Below are 23521 nucleotides of genomic sequence, written 5' to 3'. Positions count from 1 at the left end.
TATGAAAATTTCAATAATTATAGCAACATGGAATGCTGCCAAGACATTGAACAGGTGTCTTGACAGCATTGTGCCGCAGTTGACCGATGAGACAGAGTTGATTCTGGTCGATGGTGGTAGTAAGGATGATACGAATAAAATTATTGATTCGTATGGTGATAAAATTGCAGTACATATATCAGAACCTGATAAGGGTATATATGATGCTTGGAATAAAGGTGTGATTCATGCACATGGTGATTGGATAATGTTTATAGGTGCTGATGATAGATTAGCACAAAATGCACTTGTTGAATATCTTGATTTTATAAACAAACAAAATCTTGAATATGATTTGATTTCTAGTAAAAGAAAGATGGTGACAATGGATGATAAAGATATTTATGAAGTTGGTTCTTGTTGGACTTGGCCACATTGCTTGAAAGGTATGCCAATTTCTCATCCAGGTGCTTTGCATAATCGTAAACTTTTTAAAGAAATAGGATTGTATGATATTGATTTAAAAATTGCGGCAGATTATGATTTGTTACTAAGAAAAGGTAGAAATCTTCGCACTGCATTTTTAGATATGGTGACAATAATTGTTAGTGAAGGAGGCATAAGTGATTCTTTTAGAGCAATTAAAGAATATTATATCGTTTTAAAAAGATGTTCTGAGCTTTCTTCTGCTAAAGCTTATTTGCTATATCTGAATATGTTAATTAGATTTTCAGTAAAAACAATGTTTAGAAAAATAGGTATTAATTTACATTCATAATGAGAAAAAATTGCTTGATTGTATTAGACTCGTTTGAATATAAGCAAAGAGAAAAAGAGTTATTAGGAGCTTTATTCGATATTGTAAATCCAACTTTTTATTATTCAAAATATGAGAATAGCTTGACTGAGTTGTTTCAAAAGACTAAAATCGTTGGTGGGTTCTTTACTCATGTTACTTATTGGATTATGTCTTTTTATTATGCATGGAAATTGTTTGGGAAAGATTTTTCAAAGTTTGAATATTTGGTCTTTATAAATCCAATAGTAGGAATTTTCTATTGTTTGTTAGCAAGAATTCTTCATATTGAGAGAAAAATCTCTATTGGTGGTTTTTTGTTCGAGTCAAAGGCAAATAAGTTATATTTTAATTCTAGAAAAATCTTTGTGAATTTTTGCTATAAAAATGTAGAACATATATTTGTTTACGGTGAAAATGAGGTAGAGCATTACAATCTCTTGTTCCCTAAGTTAAAAGGTAAGTTTGAGTATGTTAAATATGGACGTGATTTTATTTATAAAGATAAAAAAGATTTCCATGTTTCTGGTCCTTATATTGCAAGTGGTGGAAGAAGTAATCGTAAATATGAAACATTATGCTCTGCGATGAAAGTACTCAATTCTAATAATATTGATATCGAGTGTTTAATTGCCACACGCCCAGAGTGTGTTACTTCAGATATGGAACATTCACCAGTGAAGTTTCAATATGGTATTACACTAAATCAGTTTGGTTCATTCATAGAACATTCTACGATATTTGTCTTACCATTGCTTAATACGCAATTATCTGCTGGGCATATGGCAATGATGGAAGCTATGGCAAACGAAAAGCCTATTATAGTAACGGATATTCCTGCTATAAGAGATTATGTTTCAGAAAACCACGTAACATTTTACAAGCCTGATGACTCAGAAGATTTAGCTAGTAAGATTTCTTTTGTGTTGAATAATATTCGTTCGGAACAAATTTTAGATAAGGTAAAACAGGCAAAACTGTTATATGAGAATGAATATTCTTTCAAAGCTTTGTTGAGAAGGATTGTTTTGAAAACGATAGATTAAAATCGTGATAATAATATGGATGCTCAGAAGAAACTTGAACTATTCAAACGTATTCTTTCGCTTGGTTCTATCTGGGGACAAATGGATGAAGTGGATTTCCTTGACCAAATCTGGAATCTTCATCTGTTGAACTCTGATGATCCTAGATACAAGGATGCGTATGGGGATGCTGATCAGCATTTACGTAAGAATTCGGATTGGGACGAAGAATATACTTTCTTGACCCGATTCGGATTGCTTAAGTCTACTGATGACACCTACTATAAATTCTTAAATATGGTGGTTGCACCAGAAGTTAGAGGTAGTGAAGAAGAAATTCTTCGCTATGTGAGGGAAATCAATACTGTGCTTGTTGGTACCAACTGTGCTTTAGAGCGTATTGCTACAAGGGCTAATTTGCCTGTTTATAATTTCGTACAAAACATTCAAGGTAAATTATGGCCTGAGGATATAGAGAAAAATCGAATTCCCATTTTCTTTAATAGCACTGTTGATGAGTTTCCTGCCTTTGTGTTGCGTAGCATCAATTGGGATGATTTTGGCAATAAAACTTCTTTTGAACTTTATTACTATGATGAGAACAGACAGTTTTTTCCTGTTGGTTGTGTGAAGATTATGTATGATTATAAGGAAAAAACTGCTGATGTTCTCCCAGATAAGTGTTTGCTTTTGTCTGAGCATTTTTGTTCTGTGGGACAAGATCTTTCGTACTATAGTGCAATCAAGGATTTGTTCCCACAAAAGTATAAAAGTATTTTGTTTGCGCTTAGAGATGCAGCTTACTTCTCTTCGATAGCTGACATTTATCAACAGACTATAGCATTTCAGAAGTCTTTGCTACGAAACAAGTCGGCGTTTGAGGCATATCGAAATGCAGTTTGTGTACTTGAAGGGATAGATATTAGTCAGAGATATAATTTTTCCGTGAAATGTGAAATTCCCTACTGTAAAGAGGAGTTGGTTCCTGTAAAATTCTTCTTTGGTGACCTTGACAACCAATACAATTTAGATAGGGTGAAGGCTGTTATAGGGGAGAATGGCTCTGGTAAATCTTCTGTGCTCTATTCTTTGGCTAAAGCTTTGAATGAAAACAAGGAAGAGTGCTATGTCAACAATCGTAAACCTGCGTTTACTAAGACTATAGCTATCTCTTATAGCATATTTGATAGATTCTATGAGTTGTCTTTAAAGTCGTCTTATAACTTCATATATTGTGGGTTACGTAAAAGCCGTGAGTCTTTGTTCTCTGATGATGATATGCAACAGAGATTTCATTTATCTTTAGATTGCATTTATGATAAGGATAGGGTTTGTGATTATATGATGACTTTAAAGGAGGTCGTCGAAAAAGATAAGCTGAAAGGTATTTGTGGAAGAAATCATGAGATTAATCAAGTAAAATTCGATGAAGTAAAAGAGAAGATGAGTAGCGGACAAGCGATGATGACTAACATCATCACAGAATTGTATGCTCATATTCGTGAAAACTCTCTGATTCTTTTTGACGAGCCTGAGGTTCATCTGCATCCTAATGGCATTACCAAACTTGTAAGAATAATCTACGAAATTTGCCAAGAATTTAACTCTGCATGTATCATCGCTACCCATTCTTCTGTAGTATTGCAAGAATTGTTGGCGAGAAATGTAACGGTGATAGAAAAGGATGATGATGAAAAATCGGTCTTGGTTCGACCTATGAACACAGAGACGCTAGGAGAAAATCTGACCACAATAACTGATGATGTATTTGGCCGTTCTGAAATATCAAAACACTATTGTAATCTTGTGGAGCGATTCGTGCATGATGGATGGGATGAAGATAAGATAGCTGAAACTTTAAAATCAGACGGGTTACCTATGAGTTTAAATCTTTACATGTACATTAGGCAAAAGTTGAAGGAGGACGTGGGCGATGATTAATTTTAAACCCTATGATGGGGATGCTTTTGAATTATACAAAGGGGCTGTCGAACGGAAGGACAATGGCCCAGATAAAGATGCTTTGTTGCGTATAGAGGAAAAGGTATGTAAATCTTATGAGACATATCAAACAGCTTTTAATGACCAACGTGTTCATCTTTTGAACCAAGATGATTCTTATGCTTACTATGAAAAGCAATTGATGAAAGCGTTGTATGGTAGTAAGGCTAAGGTGGTAAAAGACATACGTGCCTGGATAGATGGTAATAACAAGAGAACTTATCTTAGAAAATGTCCTTACTGTACAATTAGCCGTGCCAACACTACAGAGCATATACTTCCTAAGGAAAAATACCCGGAATATGCCGTTAATGCTCTCAACTTACTTCCTTGTTGTTCAGATTGTAATTCTGCGAAGGGTGATAAAGTGAGAGACGAAGATGGTAATCCGCTCATTATCAATTTCTACTATCATCGGTTGCCTAATGTGCAATATCTGTTTGTTCGTCTCTTTGAAGATGAAAATGGTTATATAGATTTTGAATATTATCTGGATGATTCCAACCATGAGGTTGAAGAATCAATGTTCCGATTGATACAAAACCATTTCTCGAAATTGGGATTATTGGGTAAGTTTGAGGAGGAAGCTGTATGTAATTATACGGAGATAGAAAATAAACTGAAAAATAGTGCTTCTGAGTGTGGAGTAGAGAAATGCTTAGAAGATTTACAAAAAAATGCATTGGAGGATGCCAAGGAGTATGGAACTAACCATTGGAAGGTTGTCTTGAAATTGGCCTTGGCGAAATCAAAATGGTATGCTGAATATTTAGAAAAACAAATAAATATATAGAACTCATGAAAACGAATATATTGTTTATTGGTGGAGCTGGTTTTATCGGCTCTAATTTAATCCATGCTTTTGTTAAAAGCGATAAGTATAGAATCTTCGTTTTTGAACCTACATTTGCAAATAAAAGCAGATTGGAAGACATAGAGGGAGATGTGACTATTATTAGAGGTTCAATTGCAGACTTTGATTTATTAAAGTGTGTCATAGAGGATCATCGAATTAATATGATTGTGCATCTTGTATCAACATTAATTCCTGGTAGTACCTATGAAGATTTTAAAAGAGAATTTGAAAATGTAGTCTTCCCAACTTCACGATTGATGGAACTCTGTGCGGAGAAAAATGTGAAGTTTGTTTATTTTTCTTCTGGTGGAACCGTATATGGTAATAGTATTCAGGGAGAAAAATTCAACGAAAATGATCATTTGGCACCAATTTCATATTATGGTTTGACAAAACAAATCATTGAAAGTAATATCTTGTTTGAAAATCGTCGTGGTAATTTGAATTATTTGATAGTGCGTCCTTCCAATCCTTTCGGAAAGGGACAATCTCTTCATGGAAATCAGGGATTCATTGCTGTGGCTTTAGGAAAAATACTGGCAGGAGACCCTATTGAAGTTTGGGGTGATGGAACAAATGTGAGAGATTATATCTATATAGATGACTTGGCTGATGCTTTCTATAAGATGATAGATAGTGGTGTAAATAACGAAATCGTAAATATTGGAAGTGGATTTGGTTATTCTGTTAATGACATAATCGAACGTTTGCATCATTGTGTAGATATCCCTTTCGAAGTAACTTATAAAGCCAGTCGTAGCGTAGATGTCAATTCTATGGTATTGGATATTACTAAACTTCATTCCCTTATAGAAGTACAACATACCCATTTGGAAGAGGGTATTAGACATTTTTATGACTATGTGAAGACTATTATAAACAAACATTAAATAAAATGAATCCGATATTGTCAATTTGTATTCCAACGTATAATCGTTTGGATATATTACGTAATACGATTGCTAGTATTTATGCAGATTTGGATGGGGTAAGTATGGACGACTTTGAAGTTGTTATCTCAGATAATTCCAAGGAACATACTACTCAACCTGTGGCCGATGAGTTTCATTTTGATAACTTGCATTATCATATAACGGAATGTGAGGGTTTCAAGAATTCCTTTTATGCCCTATCGTATGGTAAGGGGGATTTTTTGAAACTGAATAATAATTATACGAAGTTTCGGAAAGGGACGTTGAAAACGTTGATTGGACAACTAAAGGAATTGAGGAAATCTAGGTCACAAGTTATATATACCAATGGTCTTCGACAAAAGAAAAAAGTAATTTTCTATGAAGGCTTTGATGAGTATATGTTTGGGCTTTCGTATTTCTGTTCTTGGAGTGCAGGGTATGGTATGTGGAAGTCTGATTTTGACAACGTAAAAGAGTTTGTGGAACTGGATAGATACTTCCCTCAAACTTCCCTTTTGTTAAGCCAAGACTATAAGAAGAGTTTTGTATTGGATGATAGGGTTTTGTTTGAAGATCAATATGTTCCGAAAAAGGGCGGATATAATATATTTAAAGTCTTTTCTGTAGATTTTGTAACTTTGATAAATCAAGCTTTTAAAGAGAAAAAACTTTCTCGTAAAACCTGGCTGAAGATTAAATCGGATTTGCTTTACAAGTATCTTTCTGTTAGATATTTCAAGACTGTTATTGCTCGTTTGGATAATTTTGAACATACTGATGTTAAGCAGAGTATTACAACTTACTATACAAAGTGGCAATACTATGTTATGTTGTTGGTTGCTTGTTTTACTCCAATTATTGTTTTGAAAAGAAAAATATCACATTAGTTTATATAAATATGAAAGGAATCGTATTAGCAGGTGGTAGCGGTACACGTTTGTATCCTATCACCAAAGGTATCAGCAAGCAGCTGATTCCTATTTTTGATAAACCGATGATATATTATCCTATCTCGGTTTTAATGTTGGCAGGTATCCGTGAGATTCTGATTATCTCAACTCCATTTGATTTGTCTGGTTTCAAGCGTCTTTTAGGTGATGGAAGCCAGTTTGGAGTGAAGTTCGAGTATGCAGAGCAGCCTTCTCCTGATGGTTTGGCACAGGCATTCATAATCGGCGAGAAGTTTATTGGTAATGATTCTGCTTGTCTTGTACTTGGTGACAACATCTTCTATGGCGCAGGATTGAACCAAATCTTGGCAAAGGCTGTAGCAGATGCTGAGCAGAATGACAAGGCTACTGTCTTCGGTTACCGAGTTAGCGATCCTGAGCGATATGGCGTAGCAGAGTTTGATGAGCAGGGTAATTGCTTAAGTATCGAAGAGAAGCCTGAGCATCCAAAGAGCAACTATGCGGTGGTTGGCTTGTACTTCTATCCTAACAAGGTTGTGGAAGTAGCTAAGCATATTAAGCCTTCTGCCCGTGGTGAGTTGGAAATCACCACCGTTAATCAGGAGTTCTTGAAGGATAAGCAGTTGAAGGTACAGACCATGGCAAGAGGATTCGCCTGGCTTGATACCGGTACTCATGATTCCCTTTCTGAGGCATCCACCTTTATCGAGGTCTTGGAGAAGCGCCAGGGCTTGAAGGTAGCTTGTCTGGAAGGAATCGCATACCGCCAGGGTTGGATTACGGCTGAGAAACTGCGTGAGGTGGCACAGCCTATGCTCAAAAATGATTATGGAAGATATCTGCTTTCGATATTGGATGAAGGCAATCAAACATTAAAGAAGAATTTAGAATACTAGGTTATGAATATTTTAGTAACAGGTGCTAACGGTCAGCTAGGTAATGAAATGCGCATCGTTAGCCAACATACAACAGATCATTATATCTTTACCGATGTCAATCAGGTGGAAGGTCTGGAAACTACTTTCCTTGATATCACTGATATGAATGCCATCCGCAAGATGGTGAAGGAGAATGATGTGAAAGCCATCGTGAACTGTGCGGCATGGACCAATGTGGATGCTTGCGAGACTGATGAGAAACTGGCTGCATTGGCAGAAAAACTCAATGCGGATGCTCCAGAGAATCTGGCTAAGGCGATGAAGGAGGTTGATGGCCTGCTCATCCAAATCTCTACAGATTATGTCTTTGGTAAGGAACCTTATAATGTGCCATGTAATCCTGACCAGAAGGGAACTCCTACTGGCGTATATGGTACAACGAAGCTTCATGGTGAGCAGAAGATTATGGCTACAGGCTGTGATTACGTGATTATCCGTACGGCCTGGCTGTATTCTGAGTTTGGCAAGAACTTCTGCAAGACGATGCTCAACCTGACGGCAACCAAGCCACAGTTGAAGGTTGTCTTCGACCAGTGCGGTACTCCTACATACGCACTCGATCTGGCTAATGCCATCATCACCATATTGGATAAGGTAAAGATTGCCCAGAGCAAGGATGAATATGTTGGAGTTTATCATTTCTCAAATGAGGGTGTCTGCTCCTGGTATGATTTCACCCAGATGATTGCAAGAATCGCCGGCCATACGGAATGCGTTATCCAGCCATGTTATAGTTCGGAGTATCCTTCTCCTGTAACTCGTCCTGCTTATTCCGTATTGGATAAGCGAACCATCAAGGAGACCTTTGGTGTTAAGGTTCCTTATTGGGTGGATTCTCTGGAGAAGTGTATTACAAATCTTAAGCAGAAGTAATCTTCTAAATAATTAAATATTTAACATTAAAAAAATATCAAAATGAAGAATATCATTATCACGGGCGGTGCTGGTTTCATCGGCTCACACGTAGTAAGGCTTTTCGTGAACAAATATCCTGAGTATCACATCATCAACCTTGATAAGTTGACATACGCAGGCAACCTGGCTAACCTCAAGGACATTGAGGACAAGCCTAACTATACTTTCGTTAAGGGCGACATCTGCGATTTCGACCTGATGTTGAAGCTGATGCAGGACTACAAGGTGGATGGCATCATCCATCTCGCTGCCGAGAGCCACGTAGATAGAAGTATCAAGGATCCATTCACTTTCGCTCATACCAACGTGATGGGTACCCTGTCTCTGCTCCAGGCGGCAAAGATCTACTGGGAGAGTCTTCCTGAGGGATACGAGGGCAAGCGTTTCTACCACATCTCTACCGATGAGGTTTACGGTGCTTTGCAGATGACTCACCCTGAGGGCATTCCTGCTCCTTTCACTACCAAGGCATCCAGCGGTAAGAACCACGAGGCTTACGGCGAGGAGTTCTTCCTGGAGACAACCAAGTACAATCCTCACTCTCCATATTCTGCATCCAAGGCAAGCTCAGACCACTTCGTCCGCGCTTTCCACGATACATACGGTATGCCAACCATCGTAACCAACTGTTCTAACAACTACGGTCCATACCAGTTCCCAGAGAAGTTGATTCCGCTGTTCATCAACAACATCCGTCATCGCAAGCCATTGCCAGTATACGGTAAGGGAGAGAACGTGCGCGACTGGTTGTATGTAGTAGATCATGCCCGTGCCATCGATATGATTTTCCACAAGGGTAAGATTGCCGAGACTTACAACATCGGCGGTTTCAACGAGTGGAAGAACATCGACATCATCAAGGTGGTTATCAAGACCGTGGATAGATTGCTCGGCAGAAAGGAAGGCGAGGATATGGATCTCATCACTTATGTAACCGACCGAAAGGGTCACGATATGCGTTACGCCATCGACTCTCGCAAGCTTCAGAAGGAACTCGGTTGGGAGCCATCTCTGCAGTTTGAGGAGGGTATCGAGGAAACCGTAAAATGGTATCTCGAGAACCAGGAATGGATGGACAACGTAACCTCTGGTGATTACCAGAAGTACTACGACAACATGTATTCAAATCGATAATAGCTTTTTATGAAAATAGCATTTGTTAGCGTCCGTGGTATTCCTAATAACTACGGAGGTTTTGAGCAGTTTGCTGAGTATATCTCAGTGGGCTTGGTGAAGCGTGGCCATGAGGTTACGGTGTATTCGCCTTCTTATCATCCCTATAAGGATGATGAGTACAAAGGTGTAAAAATCAAACATATCTATAGTCCTGAGACTTGGATGGGTGGAAGTATCGGCTCGTTCTTCTACGACTTCATGTCGCTGAAGGATGCCTTAAAGCGTGAAAACTTCGATATCATCTATGAGGCAGGATATACGAGCATCATTCCTGCTTTCATCTGGTTTGATGTGAAGAATGTCACCAAGAGTATTGTGGTTACCAACATGGATGGCCTGGAATATAAGCGTACCAAGTTCAATAAATGGGTACGCAAGTTCGTGTTCTGGGAAGAGAAAATGGCCGTTAAACATAGTCATTATCTGATTGCAGACAATATGGGTATTCATGATTACTACAAGGAGAAGTATGCTAAGGACAGTAAGTTCCTGGCATACGGTGCCGACATCCATGATGATTATAATGTGGAACATCTGAAGGAGTATGGCTTGAAACCTGAGGAATATTATATTCTGGTAGCCAGACTGGAACCTGAGAATAATATCGTGATGGCTATTGAGGGCTACTTGCATTCTAAGGAGAATGGCAAACGACCTCTGATTGTGGTTGGTAAAACCAATACTCCTCATGGTAAGGAATTGGTTGCCAAGTATGGCAAGGAGAAGAGTGTAAAATTCGTAGGTGGAATCTATGACTTCAACAAACTGAATTCTATCCGTCACTTCTCTAAGGCTTATTTCCATGGTCATAGTGTGGGTGGTACCAATCCTTCTCTGTTGGAAGCGATGGCTTCTGAGTGCTTTATCCTTGCTCATGACAACATCTTTAATCGTGCCGTGTTGAAGAAGAACTCTTTGTACTATCCAAATGAAGAGAAGGTGACAGAGATGCTGAATGATATCGAGAATATCTGTACACAGCATAAGAAGAACTTCACGGATGGAAATGTGGAGGAAATCAAGAATGAGTATTCTTGGGAGCATTTGGTTGACCAGCATGAGGAATACTTCAAATGGTTGCTGGAACAGAAACGATGAACCTATCTAAAGATTTACTTTTAAAATTTCTTCGAGCAGTTCTCTTTGGTGAGAAACTGGATGCTTCTGATTTTGCGGAAGCAGATTGGAAAAGCATCTTTCAATTGGCTGATGAACAAACAGTCTCAGCTTTGTTGCTAGATGGGATGAGTTTGCTGCCTTCTGAGTGCATTTCAATTCCTCTGGGTGATAAGCTGAAGAGAATTGCGACGATGCAACGCATCGAGCAAACGAATTGTCTTCATCGGAAAGTCATTGTAAAAATTGACCAAGTTTTGAAATCTGAGGGTATTTCTGTTGTCTTTATGAAGGGACAAACAACAGCTTTGCGCTATCCTAATCCTCTTCATAGAACTCCAGGAGATATCGACTTTGTTGTGAATCCTAAAGATTTCAAGAAGACAATGGAGGTGCTGGAAAAGATAGGAAAAGTAGATCATGATTTGGTGCATGAGCATCATGGTATGGCATGGGTAGATGGAGTGACTGTGGAGCCTCATTATAAGGTTCACAATTATCAATGTCCATCTACCGATCATGCTATGCAGGAAATGTTCGCTTCGGTATTTCCATCAGAGTTGTCTTCTGCTGATATGGATGGGTATGCTGTACCTGTATTCCCTCCAATCTTTGAGAGTGTATTCCTGATATCGCACATGGTAAACCATGTATATGAAGAAGGATTGGGATTGAGGCAGGTGATAGATTATGCCATGTTCTTATCGAACTGTGCAGACAAGATAGACTGGTTGCAGCATCATGAATATCTGCATCAGATGCACATGGAAAGGGCATGGAGAATCTTTACCTGTATTTGTGTTGATTATCTGGGAATGTCCCTTCCATCACAAGTGGAGCCGTTTTCTCATCAAGAGAAGGTATGGGCAGAAAAGATGATGGAAGATATCATGAGGGTTGGCAACTTCGGTAGAGGTGAATATGTATTTCAGCATCGTGGATTCAAGGATGCCTTCAATAACTATTGTTGGGTTGCTAAAAGGTGCTGGAATCTTGGCTTTGTCTGTCCTAGTGAAGCAAGATGGTGGATTATATCGAAGGTGAAGCGTTTCTTTTGGAAGAAATCGCTTAAGAAATAGGAATAATTAAAAGTATATAAAAAATGGAAGTAATAAAGACAGATATTGAAGGCGTGCTCATCATTGAGCCTCGCCTGTTTAGAGATGCTCGTGGCTATTTCTTCGAGAGCTTCAGCGAGCGAGAGTTTAAAGAGAAGGTGGAGCCATTAGTTGGCTACAAGGTGGAGTTCTGCCAGGACAATGAGAGCATGAGCAGTTATGGTGTGATGCGTGGCTTGCATTTCCAAAGACCTCCGTTTACCCAGAGCAAGTTGGTGAGATGCGTGAAGGGTAGAGTGCTGGATGTTGCCGTGGATATCCGCAAGGGTTCGCCGACATACGGTAAGCATGTGGCAGTGGAACTGACGGAAGATAATCATCGTCAGTTCTTTATTCCTAAAGGTTTTGCGCATGGTTTCGCTGTGTTATCAGAAACTGCGGTATTCCAATATAAGTGTGATAACTTCTATCACCCTGAGGCTGATGGGGGTATCTCAATCCTGGATGAATCTCTTGGGATTGATTGGCGCATTCCTACGGTACATGCTAATCTTTCGGAAAAGGATACGAAACATGAGGTGTTGAAGGACTTCGATAGCCCTTTCGAATACTAAACGGATTTTGATTTCTAAAATCATCTAATCTTTTTTCTAAAATCATCCCGTCCTTCTTTACCATTTAAGAAGGCTCCACATCTCTCACCAAGCCTCTCTCTTGCCCGAAGAGAGAGAGGGCGTAACCGCCCTACAGTGCTATATTTGCCCCACCTGTCCCTCCCCTGCGGGAGGGTCCTTAACCCACTCCCAAGCCCTCGCCCTTTCCAAAAGGGCAAGGGATGTAACCGCCCTCCGGTGCTCGGAACCGCTACGCTATAAGGTTGGCGGACCAATCAAAGGTCTCGCCAGCTTGTGCGGGATGGGACCGCCTGGGGATAGCAGTTTACAGTTAATAGTTTATAGTTTACGGTTGATTTCGTGGTTATTTGCTGATAACTTGCAGATTTCTTGTGATTTTCTTGGTGGTTTCGAGAAAAAAGCGTAATTTTACGTCAAAAGTTAAACGTTTAAAATAGAGATTATGCCAACATTAACTATACAAGTGGAGGACAAAAGTGTTATGGTTGGACTTAAGAAGGTTCTTGAGTCTATGAAAGGTGTCGTAATTGTTCCTGATCATCAGAAAAAAACTGGGATAGAGGAAGCTATGGATGATATTCGCCATGGTAGGGTGACTGAGTATAAAAGTGCTGATGATATGTTTGAAAAGTTGGGGAAAAGCTAAAGAAGGTTATTCGCTTACTTGAAGAAACTGGAAAATTACCTTCTGAATATAAACCGCATAAACTGTCTGGAAAACAGTACCGCTTCCATCAAGCAAATCTTGGTTATAAACGAGGATACGATGATGTTCGTATCAATGACTGCATATACCATTGCGTTCTTTTCTTAATCGTCTGACTTCTCTGATTTCTTCATTGATCTCATCAAGTGACATATCAATGTTATTCTCTCTTGCAGTGTCACACATATACTGGAACGCAGCTTTTGCTTTTGCAGTCACTTCATCTTCTTCTTCATTCTTTGCTTGAATGGAGAAGGGAATGCTCTTACTGCGAATTACTGCCTTAACAAAGATGTTGATAGCGGTATTCGCACTCATGCCGAATTGCTCGCAGAGTTTATCAAACTGTGCTTTCTGCTGGTTGTCCATACGGACTGTCATTGCTGTCTGTGCCATAAGCCTATAATGTTTAATTAATAATCATTCTGATTGCAAATATACATCATTATGACGTAAATTGGTGCGATAGTATTAATAATTTAATAAAGATTAATAGTTGAATGAATGATATAACTGCTTTTTTCGCTTTCCTGAGATATAGCTTGGGGAAAAAGGAGAATATGAGTAGGGTGATAGCTTGTATGAACTGGCAGGAACTGTATTCCTTTGCTTCCAAGCAGGCTCTGCTGGGGCTTTGCTTTGAGGGTATTGAGAGATTGGGGGAGGAGTATCCTGAGGAGTTGAAGCGGAATCCGATAGGGAGGGAACTGCTGATGACTTGGATGGGTAAGGCGCAACAGATTCGCAGGCAGAACATGAAGGTGAATGCTGTGGCGAGCAAGCTCTTCTCAATGCTGAGAGAGGATGGGATGAGGTGCTGTGTTTTGAAAGGGCAGGGCAATGCCTTGATGTATTCGAATCCTTATTCCCGCACTCCTGGAGATATTGATGTTTGGATTGATGCTAGTAGGGAGAGGATTATGGAGTATGCTCAAAAGAAGTTTGAACTGGAAGATGATATCAGACTGCAGCATCTGGAGACTTCCTTGGATGGTGTGCCTGTAGAGTTGCATTTCTTTCCTTGCTCCATGAATAATCCTATCTATCATGCTAGATTGCAGAAATGGTTTCGAAGGATTGCGGATCTGCAATGCTCGCATATTGTGGGGCTGCCCGATGAGGCAGGGGATATTGCTATTCCTACTTCTTCTTTCAATGTGGTGTATCAGCTGACGCATCTGTATCATCATTTCTTTGATGAAGGAATTGGAATGAGGCAAATCATTGACTATTTTCTTGTAGTCAATGATTTCTCTAAAAATGTATTTTTGAATAATGATCTTTCGAATCACCCCGTCAATTTTTCGAATCACCCCGTCCCTCTTTCCAAAGAGGGCTCCACTTTCTCCCCAAGCCCCTCTTCAATGGTCTTTACACCCCCTTCGGTTCCCCCGTTCCCGGGGGACAGAAACCTCAGAAGCGGGGATGTAACCGCACCTTCTCGGTGCTCGGAACCGCTACGCTCTAAGGATGGCGGACCATCAAAGGTCTCGCCAGATTGTGCGGGATGGGACCGCCTTGCTATAGAGGGAGATAATTCTGTTGATTCTACTACTGTTGTTACTTCTTCTGCCTCTACTGCTTTAGTTGTGGCGCAGAGAGAATTGAAGCATCTTGGATTGTGGAAGTTTGCAGGGGCGGTGATGTATGTGCTGCATGAGGTATTGGGATTATCAGAGGAAAAGATGATAGCTCCGATGGATGAGAAGAGAGGAAAGTTGTTGCTGGCAGAAATACTGAATGGTGGCAACTTCGGAAGGCATTTCACCAAGTATGGGCATTTCACACAGCAGGGAGTGGCAAAGAAATATTTCCTGAAGATTTGGAGAAATATGCACTTCGTGAGATATTATCCTGCTGAGGCTTTGAGTGAGCCTATCTTCAGGACATGGCATTTCTTCTGGAGACTTAAACACAGGAGGTAATCTTTCGGAATCTTCTTTTCTCTTTCTAGTCCCACAGATTTTACAGATTCCCACAAATTTGAACCTGCTCGGTTCTGGGATTTCGCAGATAATGCAGATGACGCAGATTTTTTTTTGCATCTCATCTATCACCCATCACGATTTTCAGATATAAATTTGATAAGATGCTGATTACTAAAGGATTCGTATGCGTGACTGATGGGCTAAAATGGGGATTTATCCCTCACGCATCCCTCACGATTTGGGCTTTATCCCTCACGATTTTGCTTATACTGTAAAGCAAAAAGGCTTTTTTGCGATTGAAACTGGCTTCATTTGCTTTTGAAGTAAGTTTCATTTCGAATTGGTTTGGGGCTCAGATAAAGTTTACGTGGGGCTCTATTAAGGTTTACGTGAGATTCACTTCGGATTCAAATGAGGCTCAGTTCGATTTCTTTCTGTTCTTCTAATGAAGCGGAAACGGATTCGTATTTATACCTCGTATAAATCAAAAAATCAGTGTAGTGGAGTGTAGTGTTAGTGTAGTTATTAAATTTGCAGAGTATCATGACGAAGCCATCCATCTTCAGATACGAAGGGCATAACTATCTGGTGCCCTTCCTCATCATCAGCAGTCTCTTCTTTATGTGGGGATTTGCTCATGGCATCCTGGAGGTGCTGAATCCGCATTTCCAGGAGTCGTTCCATATCAGCAAGACGATGTCGGCCTTGACGCAGGCAGCTGTCTATGGTGCCTACTTTCTGATGGCGCTGCCTGCCGGATGGATTATCCGGAAGTGGGGCTACAGGAGGGGAGTGATAACAGGACTGGTGCTCTTCGGTATCGGTGCTCTGATGTTCATACCGGGAAGCAGGATCAACAGTTTCTACTTCTTCGTTCTGTCGCTGTTTGTGATAGGATGCGGACTGACCTGTCTGGAAACGAGTGCCAATCCGTATACCACGGTACTGGGACATCCTGACAAGGCGGAGAGCAGAATCAACCTGTCGCAGTCGCTCAATGGTATCGGATGGATTGTTGGACCGCTGGTTGGCGGACAGCTTCTGTTCTCGGGTGTCAACATCGCCATCCCTTATGCCCTGGTGGGTATCTTCGTGCTTGCTGTGGCGCTGGTTCTGTCAAGGATCAAGTTGCCGGACCCAAGGAGAGCGCATGAGGCGGATACGAACGAGATGGTGGAGGAGAAGCCGATGCGAGTGATGGCATTCGGTTTTGGTATGCTGACCTTGTTTCTCTATGTGGCTGCCCAGACGGGTGTGAACAGTTTCTTCATCAACTATGCTGAGGAGAGCATTCATATAGAGAAGCAGACTGCCAGTCTGTATCTCGCCTTTGGCGGAATGGGTCTGTTCTTTATCGGCAGGTTGGCTGGTGGTGTCATCATGAATTATGTCCAGCCAAGGCTGGTGCTGCTGGCTTGTGCCATCCTCACCTTTGTTGCCACATTGATTGTGGTGGTATGTAGCGGAACCTTATCTCTCATTGCGTTCTTCGCTTTGTATCTGGGAGAGAGCATCATGTTTCCGACTATCTTCTCGCTGGCATTGAGGGATGCGGGTACAAAGACCAAGCTTGCTTCTTCGTTGCTTATCATGACGATAGTGGGGGGTGCGGTTGCTCCTGTAATCATGGGGTATATTGCGGATACTACGGGGAGTATGGCGATTGCATTTCTCATACCGTTAGTATGTTATGGGGTGATTGGAGGGTATGCGCTTTTGAAACCCTCCTTCTCCCTTTAGCAAAAGGATTTTTTTCGAAAACCTACCCGTCCTTCCTTACCCTTAAGGAAGGCTCCACCTCTCACCCCTGCCCTCTCTCCTCAGGAGCGAGGGAGAAAACCGCCCTACTCGGTGCTCGGAACCGCTACGCTCTAAGGTTGGCGGACCATCAAAGGTCTCGCCAGGTTGTGCGGGCTGGGACCGCCTGGGGATGACTGGTTATAGTTTATATCCAGGTAATTTGCTGATAACTTGCAGATTTCTTGTTAATTTCTTGGTGGTTTCGAGGAAAAAGTGTATATTTGCTGCAAAAAAAAATTATGTATTATATTTGGTTCGATGAAAGTGATAAAGAGGGGGCGTATTACTCCAATTTCTATGGCGGCATTCTCGTAGATTCTAAAAACTACGAGAATGTGTTGGCTATGTCTAAAACTTTTGTTGAAGAGTTAGGTATAACGGAGGAAATCAAATGGCAAAAAGTAAATGAATATTGGTATGCGAAGTATTTGACTCTGGTTGATTTCATCTTTGATTTGTTGGCTCAAGGTTATATCAAAATACGAATTTTTTTTCGTAATAACCAGTATACGGCTCCCTATTTAACAAGAGAACAAAGACATAAGGCTTATCCTTTGTTATACTATCAATTTATCAAGCATGCTTTTGGTTTCCAATATTCTAATCCTGAGAACAAACCTCAGTACTTAAAAATAATGTTGGATGATATTCCTTTGAAGGGTGAGGATAAGAAGGAGTTTAAGAACTTTATCTATGGACTCAACTATGATAAGGGATTTCAAAAGGCTAATATACATATTCGTGAGTCTGATATTTGTGAAATTGATTCTTCAGAACATCTTATGTTGCAATTTATGGACTTAATCTTGGGATCGATTTGCTTTCGTCTCAATAATAAGCATAAAATCAAGGATGGTACTACCAATCGCAGAGGTAAAAGAACTATTATCAAGGAAAAGCTTTATAAATATATTAATTCCAAGATACGGGAATTGCATCCAGGATTTAATATTGGGGAAAGTACTGGCATCAGCCAAATTGAGGAAAGATGGACTTTGCCATACAGCCATTGGAGCTTCAAACCAAGTAATTATGTCCGTGATACTTCGAAAGCAAAAAAATAACTCCTGCGTATCTACACGAGTGAGCTACGACACACGTAGCCTTTCAATACGTCAAGAGTTATTTTTCTACTGCAAAGATAATACAAATATTTATATGTTGCAAATATTCAACTTGATTTTGGGGTAAGTTTAATCAAGATTAACAAAAATCCCTATCTATTAATGTATTTGCATAGTTTTTTGAAGGGAGTTCAAAAAAGTTTTTAAACATAAGTAGATTCGTAAGCGTCCGAATTCTGGGCCACTATGAATTTGGCACTTTGAAAAATAGTTGATACCTTTGCAGTGGTTAAATTTAAAATCACAGCAATATGGAATTGACCGATTATGTAAAGGAGTTCCGTGCTCTTCAGAAAACCGGAAAGATTGGAGTGGCAGATTTCTGCCGTGAGAGAATGTTGGATTATTATGAGATGGTCGAAGCCTTGAAAAAGGGCAAGTTCCTTTCTGAACTTCCTGCAGAGGAAGTTCAAGCAGCTGAGTTAGAAATTACGGATTTGCCTTGTGATAAACCATCGTCTGATGTAAGCTCATTCATTAAGGAAGTCTCTATTCAGACTCCAACAGATTTGAAAGTTCGTATCCAAGGTATAAAAGCGACAGATTTGATAACTGTTGTTAGCCACCTTATGACAATTCGACCATGTTGAGTCTGACAGGAGGAATGAAGTACATGTATTGTGAATGCAATGTAAGCTTCCATTATAAATGGGATGGCTTGGAGAGCTACATTAAATATGTACTGAATGAAGATCCGCGATCTGGCAAGGTGTTTATTTTCATGCACAAGAGCCGTCGCCAACTTCGAGTGTTTTACTACGAACGTAATGGTTACGTGTAGTCAGAGAAGAAGCTTGACAAGGAATGCAAGTTCATTAAGCCAATCTTTGATACCCAAAAACAGAAGTATAATAGTAAACCACCAATACAGCGTAAGGTGGGGTAAATGAAAAATATTATCTTTGCAACCGTTTTAAAACTCACATAAAATGGAAAGCAAAGAATATTTTGAAAAGGTGATGCAGGACTACAACCAGAACCGAAAGGGACGTAGCCTGTGTAAGTATTGCAAAGATGAAGCAGTAGATCATGACTGGCTCATCCTGTACAAGAAGAACTATCGTCTTTTACTCCAAGAACTATCGCAAGGTAAAAATCTTGCACTATGATATAAATGGATGGATACTCTGCTTGAAATGGTTTACGGATGATAAGTCCCTTAAGCCGGAGTTTGAGAAATGTAAAATAACCCATGAGTTGTCAAAGCAAACTTTGATACTTCTCATGTCAACGTTAATTCAGATAAAAATAAAGATATGAATGTACTAGATGAAATAGCAGCACTGGAGTCTGAGATAGCAGACACCAATGCTCGTATAGACAAGGTTAATGCTGAAGTAGAAGCCATTAAGCGAAAGACGATAGAGATTAGAAACCGTGTTTCCAAAATTGAAGAGTAAATCACCATTAGCCCGTATGGCGGTACCTATATAATATATTACCTTTGCATCCGTAATCAAAACAGTTTGATAATGGAAACAAGGGAATATTTCGAAAAAGTGATGCAGGATTACAACCAAAATCGTAAAGGTCGTAGCTTGCGCAAGTATTGTAAGGATGAGGCAGTGGATTATGACTGGCTCATTGAGTTTAAGAAATCATATCGTTCAAATAAGCTTCAACCAAATGAAAACAAGAAGCTAGGCGAAGGTGAGTTTATCGCTTTGACAGTTGAGGAGAATTTTGTTCCCGAGCAACAAACTCCTGCAGGTTGGCAAGTTGAGAGACTGATTTTGAAGTCTCCGACTGGTGATGAGATGGAAATCAAGTGTACTAACCTGTTTGCAGTTGCAGAACTGCTGCGTAAAATGTCATAGCTATGCTGAACTTCACTTCTCGAACAACTTATTATTTGAGTTCTACACCCACTGATATGCGCAATGGTCGTGAGGGCTTGGCAGGAATCATCCGTGAAAAAATGCAGCATGATCCTTATAGTTATGATGAAGCCTTCATCTTCTATTCCAAGGATTATCGCAAGGTTAAAATATTACATTATGATATCAATGGTTTTGTCTTATACCAGAAGTGGTTTGATGATGGTAAGTTTCTCAAGCCTCGTTTCTTGGAGGCAGCTCGCTGTCATAAGATAAGCCGTGAGACATTGATACTGTTGCTATCAACATCCGTACAAACGGAAATCATATTATGAATACTGATATTAAGAGTTTGATACCATCTATGCATGCAGAACTGAAGCGTATGCAATCTCGTGTTGCAGAGCTTCAGGTATCATTGCAGCAAGGCTCATCTGATGAAAAGGCGATTCGAGAGGAAATTTCTCGAATGAATCTGCGCCAGGTTGAAATCATGGATGCGATGGTAGAGATACAAGAGTATATTTTGGGCAAGCAGGAAGCACTGCTTGCTCTATTGAGAGAGCGCAAATCTCTTCTGACAGCAAAAGAAGCATTGGAAAAGAAAAACAAGGAATACGAGGAAAAGCTGTTTCTGAAAATTCGTAAGCTTCTGAATAACAAATAGTTATATAACTTTTCTTAACAAGAAAAAGTTGTATATGTCGCAGAAATTTAGTACCTTTGTACACATGATAAATAACAAGAGTAATATAGAGATGCAGCTTGCTACGTATAAGTCAATGTTGACTAAAGCTAGCAATGACCTTGCCAAGTCCAAACAGCTTGTTGGCTTGCTCAAACAGCAGATTGAGCAAGGTGATACAGAGTTGTCGGAGGAACTTGACAAGGCAAACGAGCGTATCTCTATGTTAAGCGAAGATTTATCAGATGCAAATGCTCGTATCTATGTGTTGGAGGTGGCTTTGACCCAAGCGGAATCTGATAACTCGGAATTACGAGCAGAGGTATCTCGACTTCATTCCAAGGCAGATGATTATGAAAAGGCAAATGCCTTGTTGGATATAGCAGACAAGGCTCAGGTTGATTATAAAACTATCATCGAGGTTCTCCTTCATAGGAAGTTTGCTCATAACTCAGATATGACCAAGCTCTTGAATGGTGTATTGGATACATCCGATGCTGAGGTCAGTGAGTTGGGGCTTGATGGATTGAAAAAGAAAATCAGTGATGCTGCTGACGAGGCGTTGGATGAAAAGCATAAGGAGGAAGAGTCTAAGGCATCTTCTGCTCCAGAGCAACCAGCTGTAAAACTGCCTAAGAAAACAGAAAAAGAAAAGCAGGAATCAGATAGTCAACTCCCTCGCAAGCGTTATACAACAACAGCTAGAGTCTTGAAGTCCTTCGGCATAGATAAATCTGATCTTCCAGAGAATGCAAAGGTTATCATACGTAAGGGTAAGAAGGATATGTGGGTAGTCCGTCTGTTCTTCTATCAGAAACAAGAGGTTTATTGCAAGGAATACAAGATAGCACGCTTTAATGTACCTGGCTCTGATCCTCAGAGCAGCAAGTATCCTCAGAGTATCATCAAGGGTAATCCTTTGATGCCATCCTTCTGTAGGTTCTATCTGGAGTCGAAGTTTGCCTATCATCTCTCCGAAAACCGCTTGTTGGATATGTTGTCACAGATGGGTATGAAGGTAGCTCAGTCAACCTTGAACGGTTGGATGCAGCAAATCATGACTTATCTTCGTGAACGCTTGGGACCTGTGATGCTCGAGCGTATCCGTCAGTGTGTCTATACCCAGAATGACGAGTCAAGAATCGTGGTTCGCAGTCGTGAGAGTAAGGAAGATAAGTTTAAGTACAATGTGGAGTACATCCATGCTGCCCTCTCCATGGAAGCCAAGCTTTGTGTGATGGAATATAAGGAGGGTAGCCGTAGTCACAGTGTGCAGGAAGATGCCATCTTCAAGGACTCTTGTATAAGGGTGTTTACTGCAGACAGAGCAGTCTTGTATGAGACAATTGAGACGGATTTGGAGGAAATGGGACTGGTGCGTACAGCTTGCTGGTTCCATGCCCGCCATCGCTTCGTGGATGCTTATATCTCTGACCATCGTGTGCGTGTAATCATCTTGATGATGAACTACCTCTTCCAGATAGAGCGAGAGTCGAAGATACGCAAGCATACTGCAAAGCAGCGACGCCGATTTAGACTTAAGTACAGTGCATCGATCGTTGGCAAGTTGATGAAGTTGTTGAAGAAGATTAAGCTTGATTCTTCTTATGGTGCAATGGTTCAGCGAGCAGTCAACTATGTACTTGATGACGAGAAGGCCTTCAAGGTGTTCTTGCAGGATGGCCGTGTCGAGATGCATAACAATGCGGTCGAACGAATGTTCCGCCACTTGGCTATGGGTAGGCGAAACTGGATGCATACCGGAAGCCATTTAGGTGCGGAAAACATAGCTTTTATGTTCTCACTTTTTGAGAGCTGCAAGTTGAATGACATTAATTTTGGCGATTATATAGAAGATATACTCACCCGACTGATGGAGGGGGAGCAAGACTTCATGTCCCTAATCCCATGTAATTATAACTCGAACAAAAAGGTGAATGTCAAGGCTGCCTAATAGGTAGCTTTGGCAATACCAATTAATAATATGCTTTTTTTGAAAAATGTTGGATGTGCTAACTGCTGAAAATCAGTAGTTACGTTCTAACGGTGATTTACAATTGAAGAAGATGCGCAAAAGCAGATTTCTGACCCAAACTTCCCTGAGGCGGAGAAACAGCGAATCCTTGCGAAAATGCGAGCTCTTAAGAGTATGTAATAGTAGAGGGAAACTAATTGAAGAATGTGTGCTGATCATGCAGAGCAAATGCTGGGAGAGACACACAAGGTTCTTGAGGAGAGCAACTCCTTTCGGACTGCCGAATTGACATGCACTATATAGCCATAGGGAGATGTTTCAGACATATCGCTATGGGAATACGCAATTAGGATATCCATACTCGCATACTTTGTGGCGAGGAGGTTGATGCCTCGTTCCTGCCATGTGACTATGTTCGCCATTTTGAAGATGGTACGGATGCGGAGGTAACGAAGACATCCCAAGCCGTCGCTTGATGGTTAGATTTTAGAAAATCAAAACTTTATTCAAAATACTGGTACGGCTAACCCGCTGATAAATAGTGGGGACGCTGTATTGGTGGTTTACCTTTCGAGTTGTGTTAAGGGTAAGTTGATATTATTAAAGGCTAATATGCCTTATCTGTATGCTTATTTACTTACGGATGAACAATATCAAGAATATCTGAAATGTGAACCTATGGGTATGCATTTTCCCAAAAAAACTCCTATTGGTTTAAATGCCCCTTGCGATGGAACGTTATGGCTTGTAGTCGATAATGATGGGGCAGAAATTGATAATGTGAAGTGTAAATTTAGTCGTTTCGCACCTGATGTATCAAAGTCTGATGCTATAGGTTTGAGACGTTATACTTCAGAAACGTATGTGATTAATGCCGATGATACCCTAACTGAGGGAAGTATGATTCAATATTGGAAGGAATATCATGATTCAAAATCGCAGTTAGATTTGTCTAAACATACATTTGTTTGTCCGTCATGCGGCAAAGAGGTATCAGTTGCTAGAGCTCATGGTGCACATGTGCGTACATGTGAGGATCCATCGACTCTTTACATCACTCCTACTTGTGATTCTTGCAATACAAGCAAAGTAAAGAGATATTTTAAAGTGAAGAACGTGGATTTGGTGGAAGCTCCAAAAAATCGATAATAATTAGTATGCAAACA

Annotated in this window: 26 protein-coding genes; 25 read left to right on the top strand and 1 reads right to left on the bottom strand. The window is 40.3% G+C overall.

The genetic code is table 11. From position 1 onward, the window contains the following. Window position 1 precedes the first annotated feature (1 nt). The 13 genes from V8Z93_RS13125 (at window position 2) to V8Z93_RS13065 (ending at window position 12966) form a co-directional block, all read left to right on the top strand. Window positions 2-757, top strand: coding sequence for a glycosyltransferase family 2 protein (locus V8Z93_RS13125; protein ID WP_439431773.1), 756 nt, complete (start codon window positions 2-4; stop codon window positions 755-757). A gap of 14 nt (window positions 758-771) precedes the next feature. Then, complete coding sequence (locus V8Z93_RS13120; protein WP_439431772.1) at window positions 772-1821, top strand: glycosyltransferase; 1050 nt, start codon at window positions 772-774, stop codon at window positions 1819-1821. A 15-nt stretch (window positions 1822-1836) separates the two neighbouring features. Then, window positions 1837-3741, top strand: coding sequence for an AAA family ATPase (locus tag V8Z93_RS13115; protein ID WP_439431771.1), 1905 nt, complete (start codon window positions 1837-1839; stop codon window positions 3739-3741). After that, a complete protein-coding gene (locus V8Z93_RS13110) occupies window positions 3734-4594 on the top strand; it encodes a hypothetical protein (protein ID WP_439431770.1) in 861 nt (286 codons plus the stop codon). The genes V8Z93_RS13115 and V8Z93_RS13110 overlap by 8 nt, the downstream gene beginning before the upstream one ends. Before the next feature lie 5 nt (window positions 4595-4599). Then, window positions 4600-5547 (top strand): NAD-dependent epimerase/dehydratase family protein, encoded by a 948-nt coding sequence (locus tag V8Z93_RS13105; RefSeq protein ID WP_439431769.1) that lies wholly within the window; start codon window positions 4600-4602, stop codon window positions 5545-5547. A gap of 5 nt (window positions 5548-5552) precedes the next feature. Beyond that, a complete protein-coding gene (locus V8Z93_RS13100) occupies window positions 5553-6458 on the top strand; it encodes a glycosyltransferase family 2 protein (protein WP_439431768.1) in 906 nt (301 codons plus the stop codon). 11 nt (window positions 6459-6469) lie between these two features. Next, entirely contained in the window at window positions 6470-7378 is a 909-nt protein-coding gene (rfbA, locus tag V8Z93_RS13095; protein ID WP_439431767.1) for a glucose-1-phosphate thymidylyltransferase RfbA, read from the top strand. A 3-nt stretch (window positions 7379-7381) separates the two neighbouring features. Further along, on the top strand, window positions 7382-8293 hold the full coding sequence (gene rfbD, locus V8Z93_RS13090) for a dTDP-4-dehydrorhamnose reductase (protein WP_439431766.1): 912 nt from the start codon (window positions 7382-7384) through the stop codon (window positions 8291-8293). Between the two features lie 42 nt (window positions 8294-8335). Continuing rightward, the gene (locus V8Z93_RS13085) at window positions 8336-9469 is read left to right on the top strand and encodes a dTDP-glucose 4,6-dehydratase (RefSeq protein WP_297134279.1); all 1134 of its coding nucleotides are present in this window, start codon (window positions 8336-8338) and stop codon (window positions 9467-9469) included. Window positions 9470-9478: 9 nt separating this feature from the next. After that, on the top strand, window positions 9479-10609 hold the full coding sequence (locus V8Z93_RS13080; protein WP_439431765.1) for a DUF1972 domain-containing protein: 1131 nt from the start codon (window positions 9479-9481) through the stop codon (window positions 10607-10609). Next, window positions 10585-11706: a nucleotidyltransferase domain-containing protein gene (locus V8Z93_RS13075; protein ID WP_439431764.1), complete on the top strand. Its 1122-nt coding sequence runs from the start codon at window positions 10585-10587 to the stop codon at window positions 11704-11706. Before V8Z93_RS13080 ends, V8Z93_RS13075 begins: the two co-directional genes overlap by 25 nt. A 23-nt stretch (window positions 11707-11729) precedes the next feature. Further along, window positions 11730-12299, top strand: coding sequence for a dTDP-4-dehydrorhamnose 3,5-epimerase (gene rfbC / locus V8Z93_RS13070; RefSeq protein ID WP_439431763.1), 570 nt, complete (start codon window positions 11730-11732; stop codon window positions 12297-12299). 463 nt (window positions 12300-12762) lie between these two features. After that, window positions 12763-12966 carry a hypothetical protein gene (locus tag V8Z93_RS13065; protein WP_439431762.1) on the top strand — a complete coding sequence of 68 codons (204 nt, stop codon included), beginning with the start codon at window positions 12763-12765 and terminating at the stop codon, window positions 12964-12966. A 132-nt stretch (window positions 12967-13098) separates the two neighbouring features. Here the strand turns inward: V8Z93_RS13065 and V8Z93_RS13060 are convergent, their stop codons facing one another. Then, on the bottom strand, window positions 13099-13422 hold the full coding sequence (locus V8Z93_RS13060; RefSeq protein WP_117729522.1) for a type II toxin-antitoxin system RelB/DinJ family antitoxin: 324 nt from the start codon (window positions 13420-13422) through the stop codon (window positions 13099-13101). Window positions 13423-13526: 104 nt separating this feature from the next. Here V8Z93_RS13060 and V8Z93_RS13055 point away from each other — a divergent pair, with 104 nt between their 5' ends. From V8Z93_RS13055 to V8Z93_RS13000, 12 genes are all read left to right on the top strand, one after another. Next, the gene (locus tag V8Z93_RS13055; protein ID WP_439431761.1) at window positions 13527-14951 is read left to right on the top strand and encodes a nucleotidyltransferase family protein; all 1425 of its coding nucleotides are present in this window, start codon (window positions 13527-13529) and stop codon (window positions 14949-14951) included. 546 nt (window positions 14952-15497) lie between these two features. After that, window positions 15498-16694: a sugar MFS transporter gene (locus tag V8Z93_RS13050; RefSeq protein ID WP_439431760.1), complete on the top strand. Its 1197-nt coding sequence runs from the start codon at window positions 15498-15500 to the stop codon at window positions 16692-16694. Between the two features lie 299 nt (window positions 16695-16993). Beyond that, window positions 16994-17818 carry a DUF3800 domain-containing protein gene (locus V8Z93_RS13045; protein ID WP_439431759.1) on the top strand — a complete coding sequence of 275 codons (825 nt, stop codon included), beginning with the start codon at window positions 16994-16996 and terminating at the stop codon, window positions 17816-17818. A 311-nt stretch (window positions 17819-18129) separates the two neighbouring features. Next, on the top strand, window positions 18130-18468 hold the full coding sequence (locus V8Z93_RS13040; protein ID WP_439431758.1) for a hypothetical protein: 339 nt from the start codon (window positions 18130-18132) through the stop codon (window positions 18466-18468). Then, window positions 18462-18659: an IS66 family insertion sequence element accessory protein TnpB gene (tnpB, locus tag V8Z93_RS13035; RefSeq protein ID WP_439431757.1), complete on the top strand. Its 198-nt coding sequence runs from the start codon at window positions 18462-18464 to the stop codon at window positions 18657-18659. The genes V8Z93_RS13040 and tnpB (V8Z93_RS13035) overlap by 7 nt, the downstream gene beginning before the upstream one ends. Before the next feature lie 248 nt (window positions 18660-18907). Further along, window positions 18908-19138, top strand: coding sequence for an IS66 family insertion sequence element accessory protein TnpB (gene tnpB / locus V8Z93_RS13030; RefSeq protein WP_439431756.1), 231 nt, complete (start codon window positions 18908-18910; stop codon window positions 19136-19138). After that, window positions 19135-19278 (top strand): hypothetical protein, encoded by a 144-nt coding sequence (locus V8Z93_RS13025; protein ID WP_439431755.1) that lies wholly within the window; start codon window positions 19135-19137, stop codon window positions 19276-19278. Before tnpB (V8Z93_RS13030) ends, V8Z93_RS13025 begins: the two co-directional genes overlap by 4 nt. Window positions 19279-19350: 72 nt before the next feature. After that, window positions 19351-19695, top strand: coding sequence for a hypothetical protein (locus V8Z93_RS13020; RefSeq protein ID WP_203041574.1), 345 nt, complete (start codon window positions 19351-19353; stop codon window positions 19693-19695). Window positions 19696-19730: 35 nt separating this feature from the next. Beyond that, complete coding sequence (tnpB, locus tag V8Z93_RS13015; RefSeq protein ID WP_182429667.1) at window positions 19731-20030, top strand: IS66 family insertion sequence element accessory protein TnpB; 300 nt, start codon at window positions 19731-19733, stop codon at window positions 20028-20030. Further along, window positions 20027-20362, top strand: a complete 336-nt coding sequence (locus V8Z93_RS13010; protein ID WP_439431754.1) for a hypothetical protein — start codon at window positions 20027-20029, stop codon at window positions 20360-20362. Before tnpB (V8Z93_RS13015) ends, V8Z93_RS13010 begins: the two co-directional genes overlap by 4 nt. A gap of 34 nt (window positions 20363-20396) precedes the next feature. After that, entirely contained in the window at window positions 20397-22334 is a 1938-nt protein-coding gene (tnpC, locus tag V8Z93_RS13005; RefSeq protein ID WP_439431753.1) for an IS66 family transposase, read from the top strand. Window positions 22335-22946: 612 nt separating this feature from the next. After that, window positions 22947-23504 carry a hypothetical protein gene (locus V8Z93_RS13000; protein WP_439431752.1) on the top strand — a complete coding sequence of 186 codons (558 nt, stop codon included), beginning with the start codon at window positions 22947-22949 and terminating at the stop codon, window positions 23502-23504. The last annotated feature ends 17 nt before the right edge of the window (window positions 23505-23521 follow it).

The sequence above is a fragment of the Segatella copri genome (assembly GCF_051861805.1).
In the GTDB taxonomy this organism is placed as follows: domain Bacteria; phylum Bacteroidota; class Bacteroidia; order Bacteroidales; family Bacteroidaceae; genus Prevotella; species Prevotella copri_M.
This window is presented reverse-complemented; position numbering and strand designations above follow the sequence as displayed.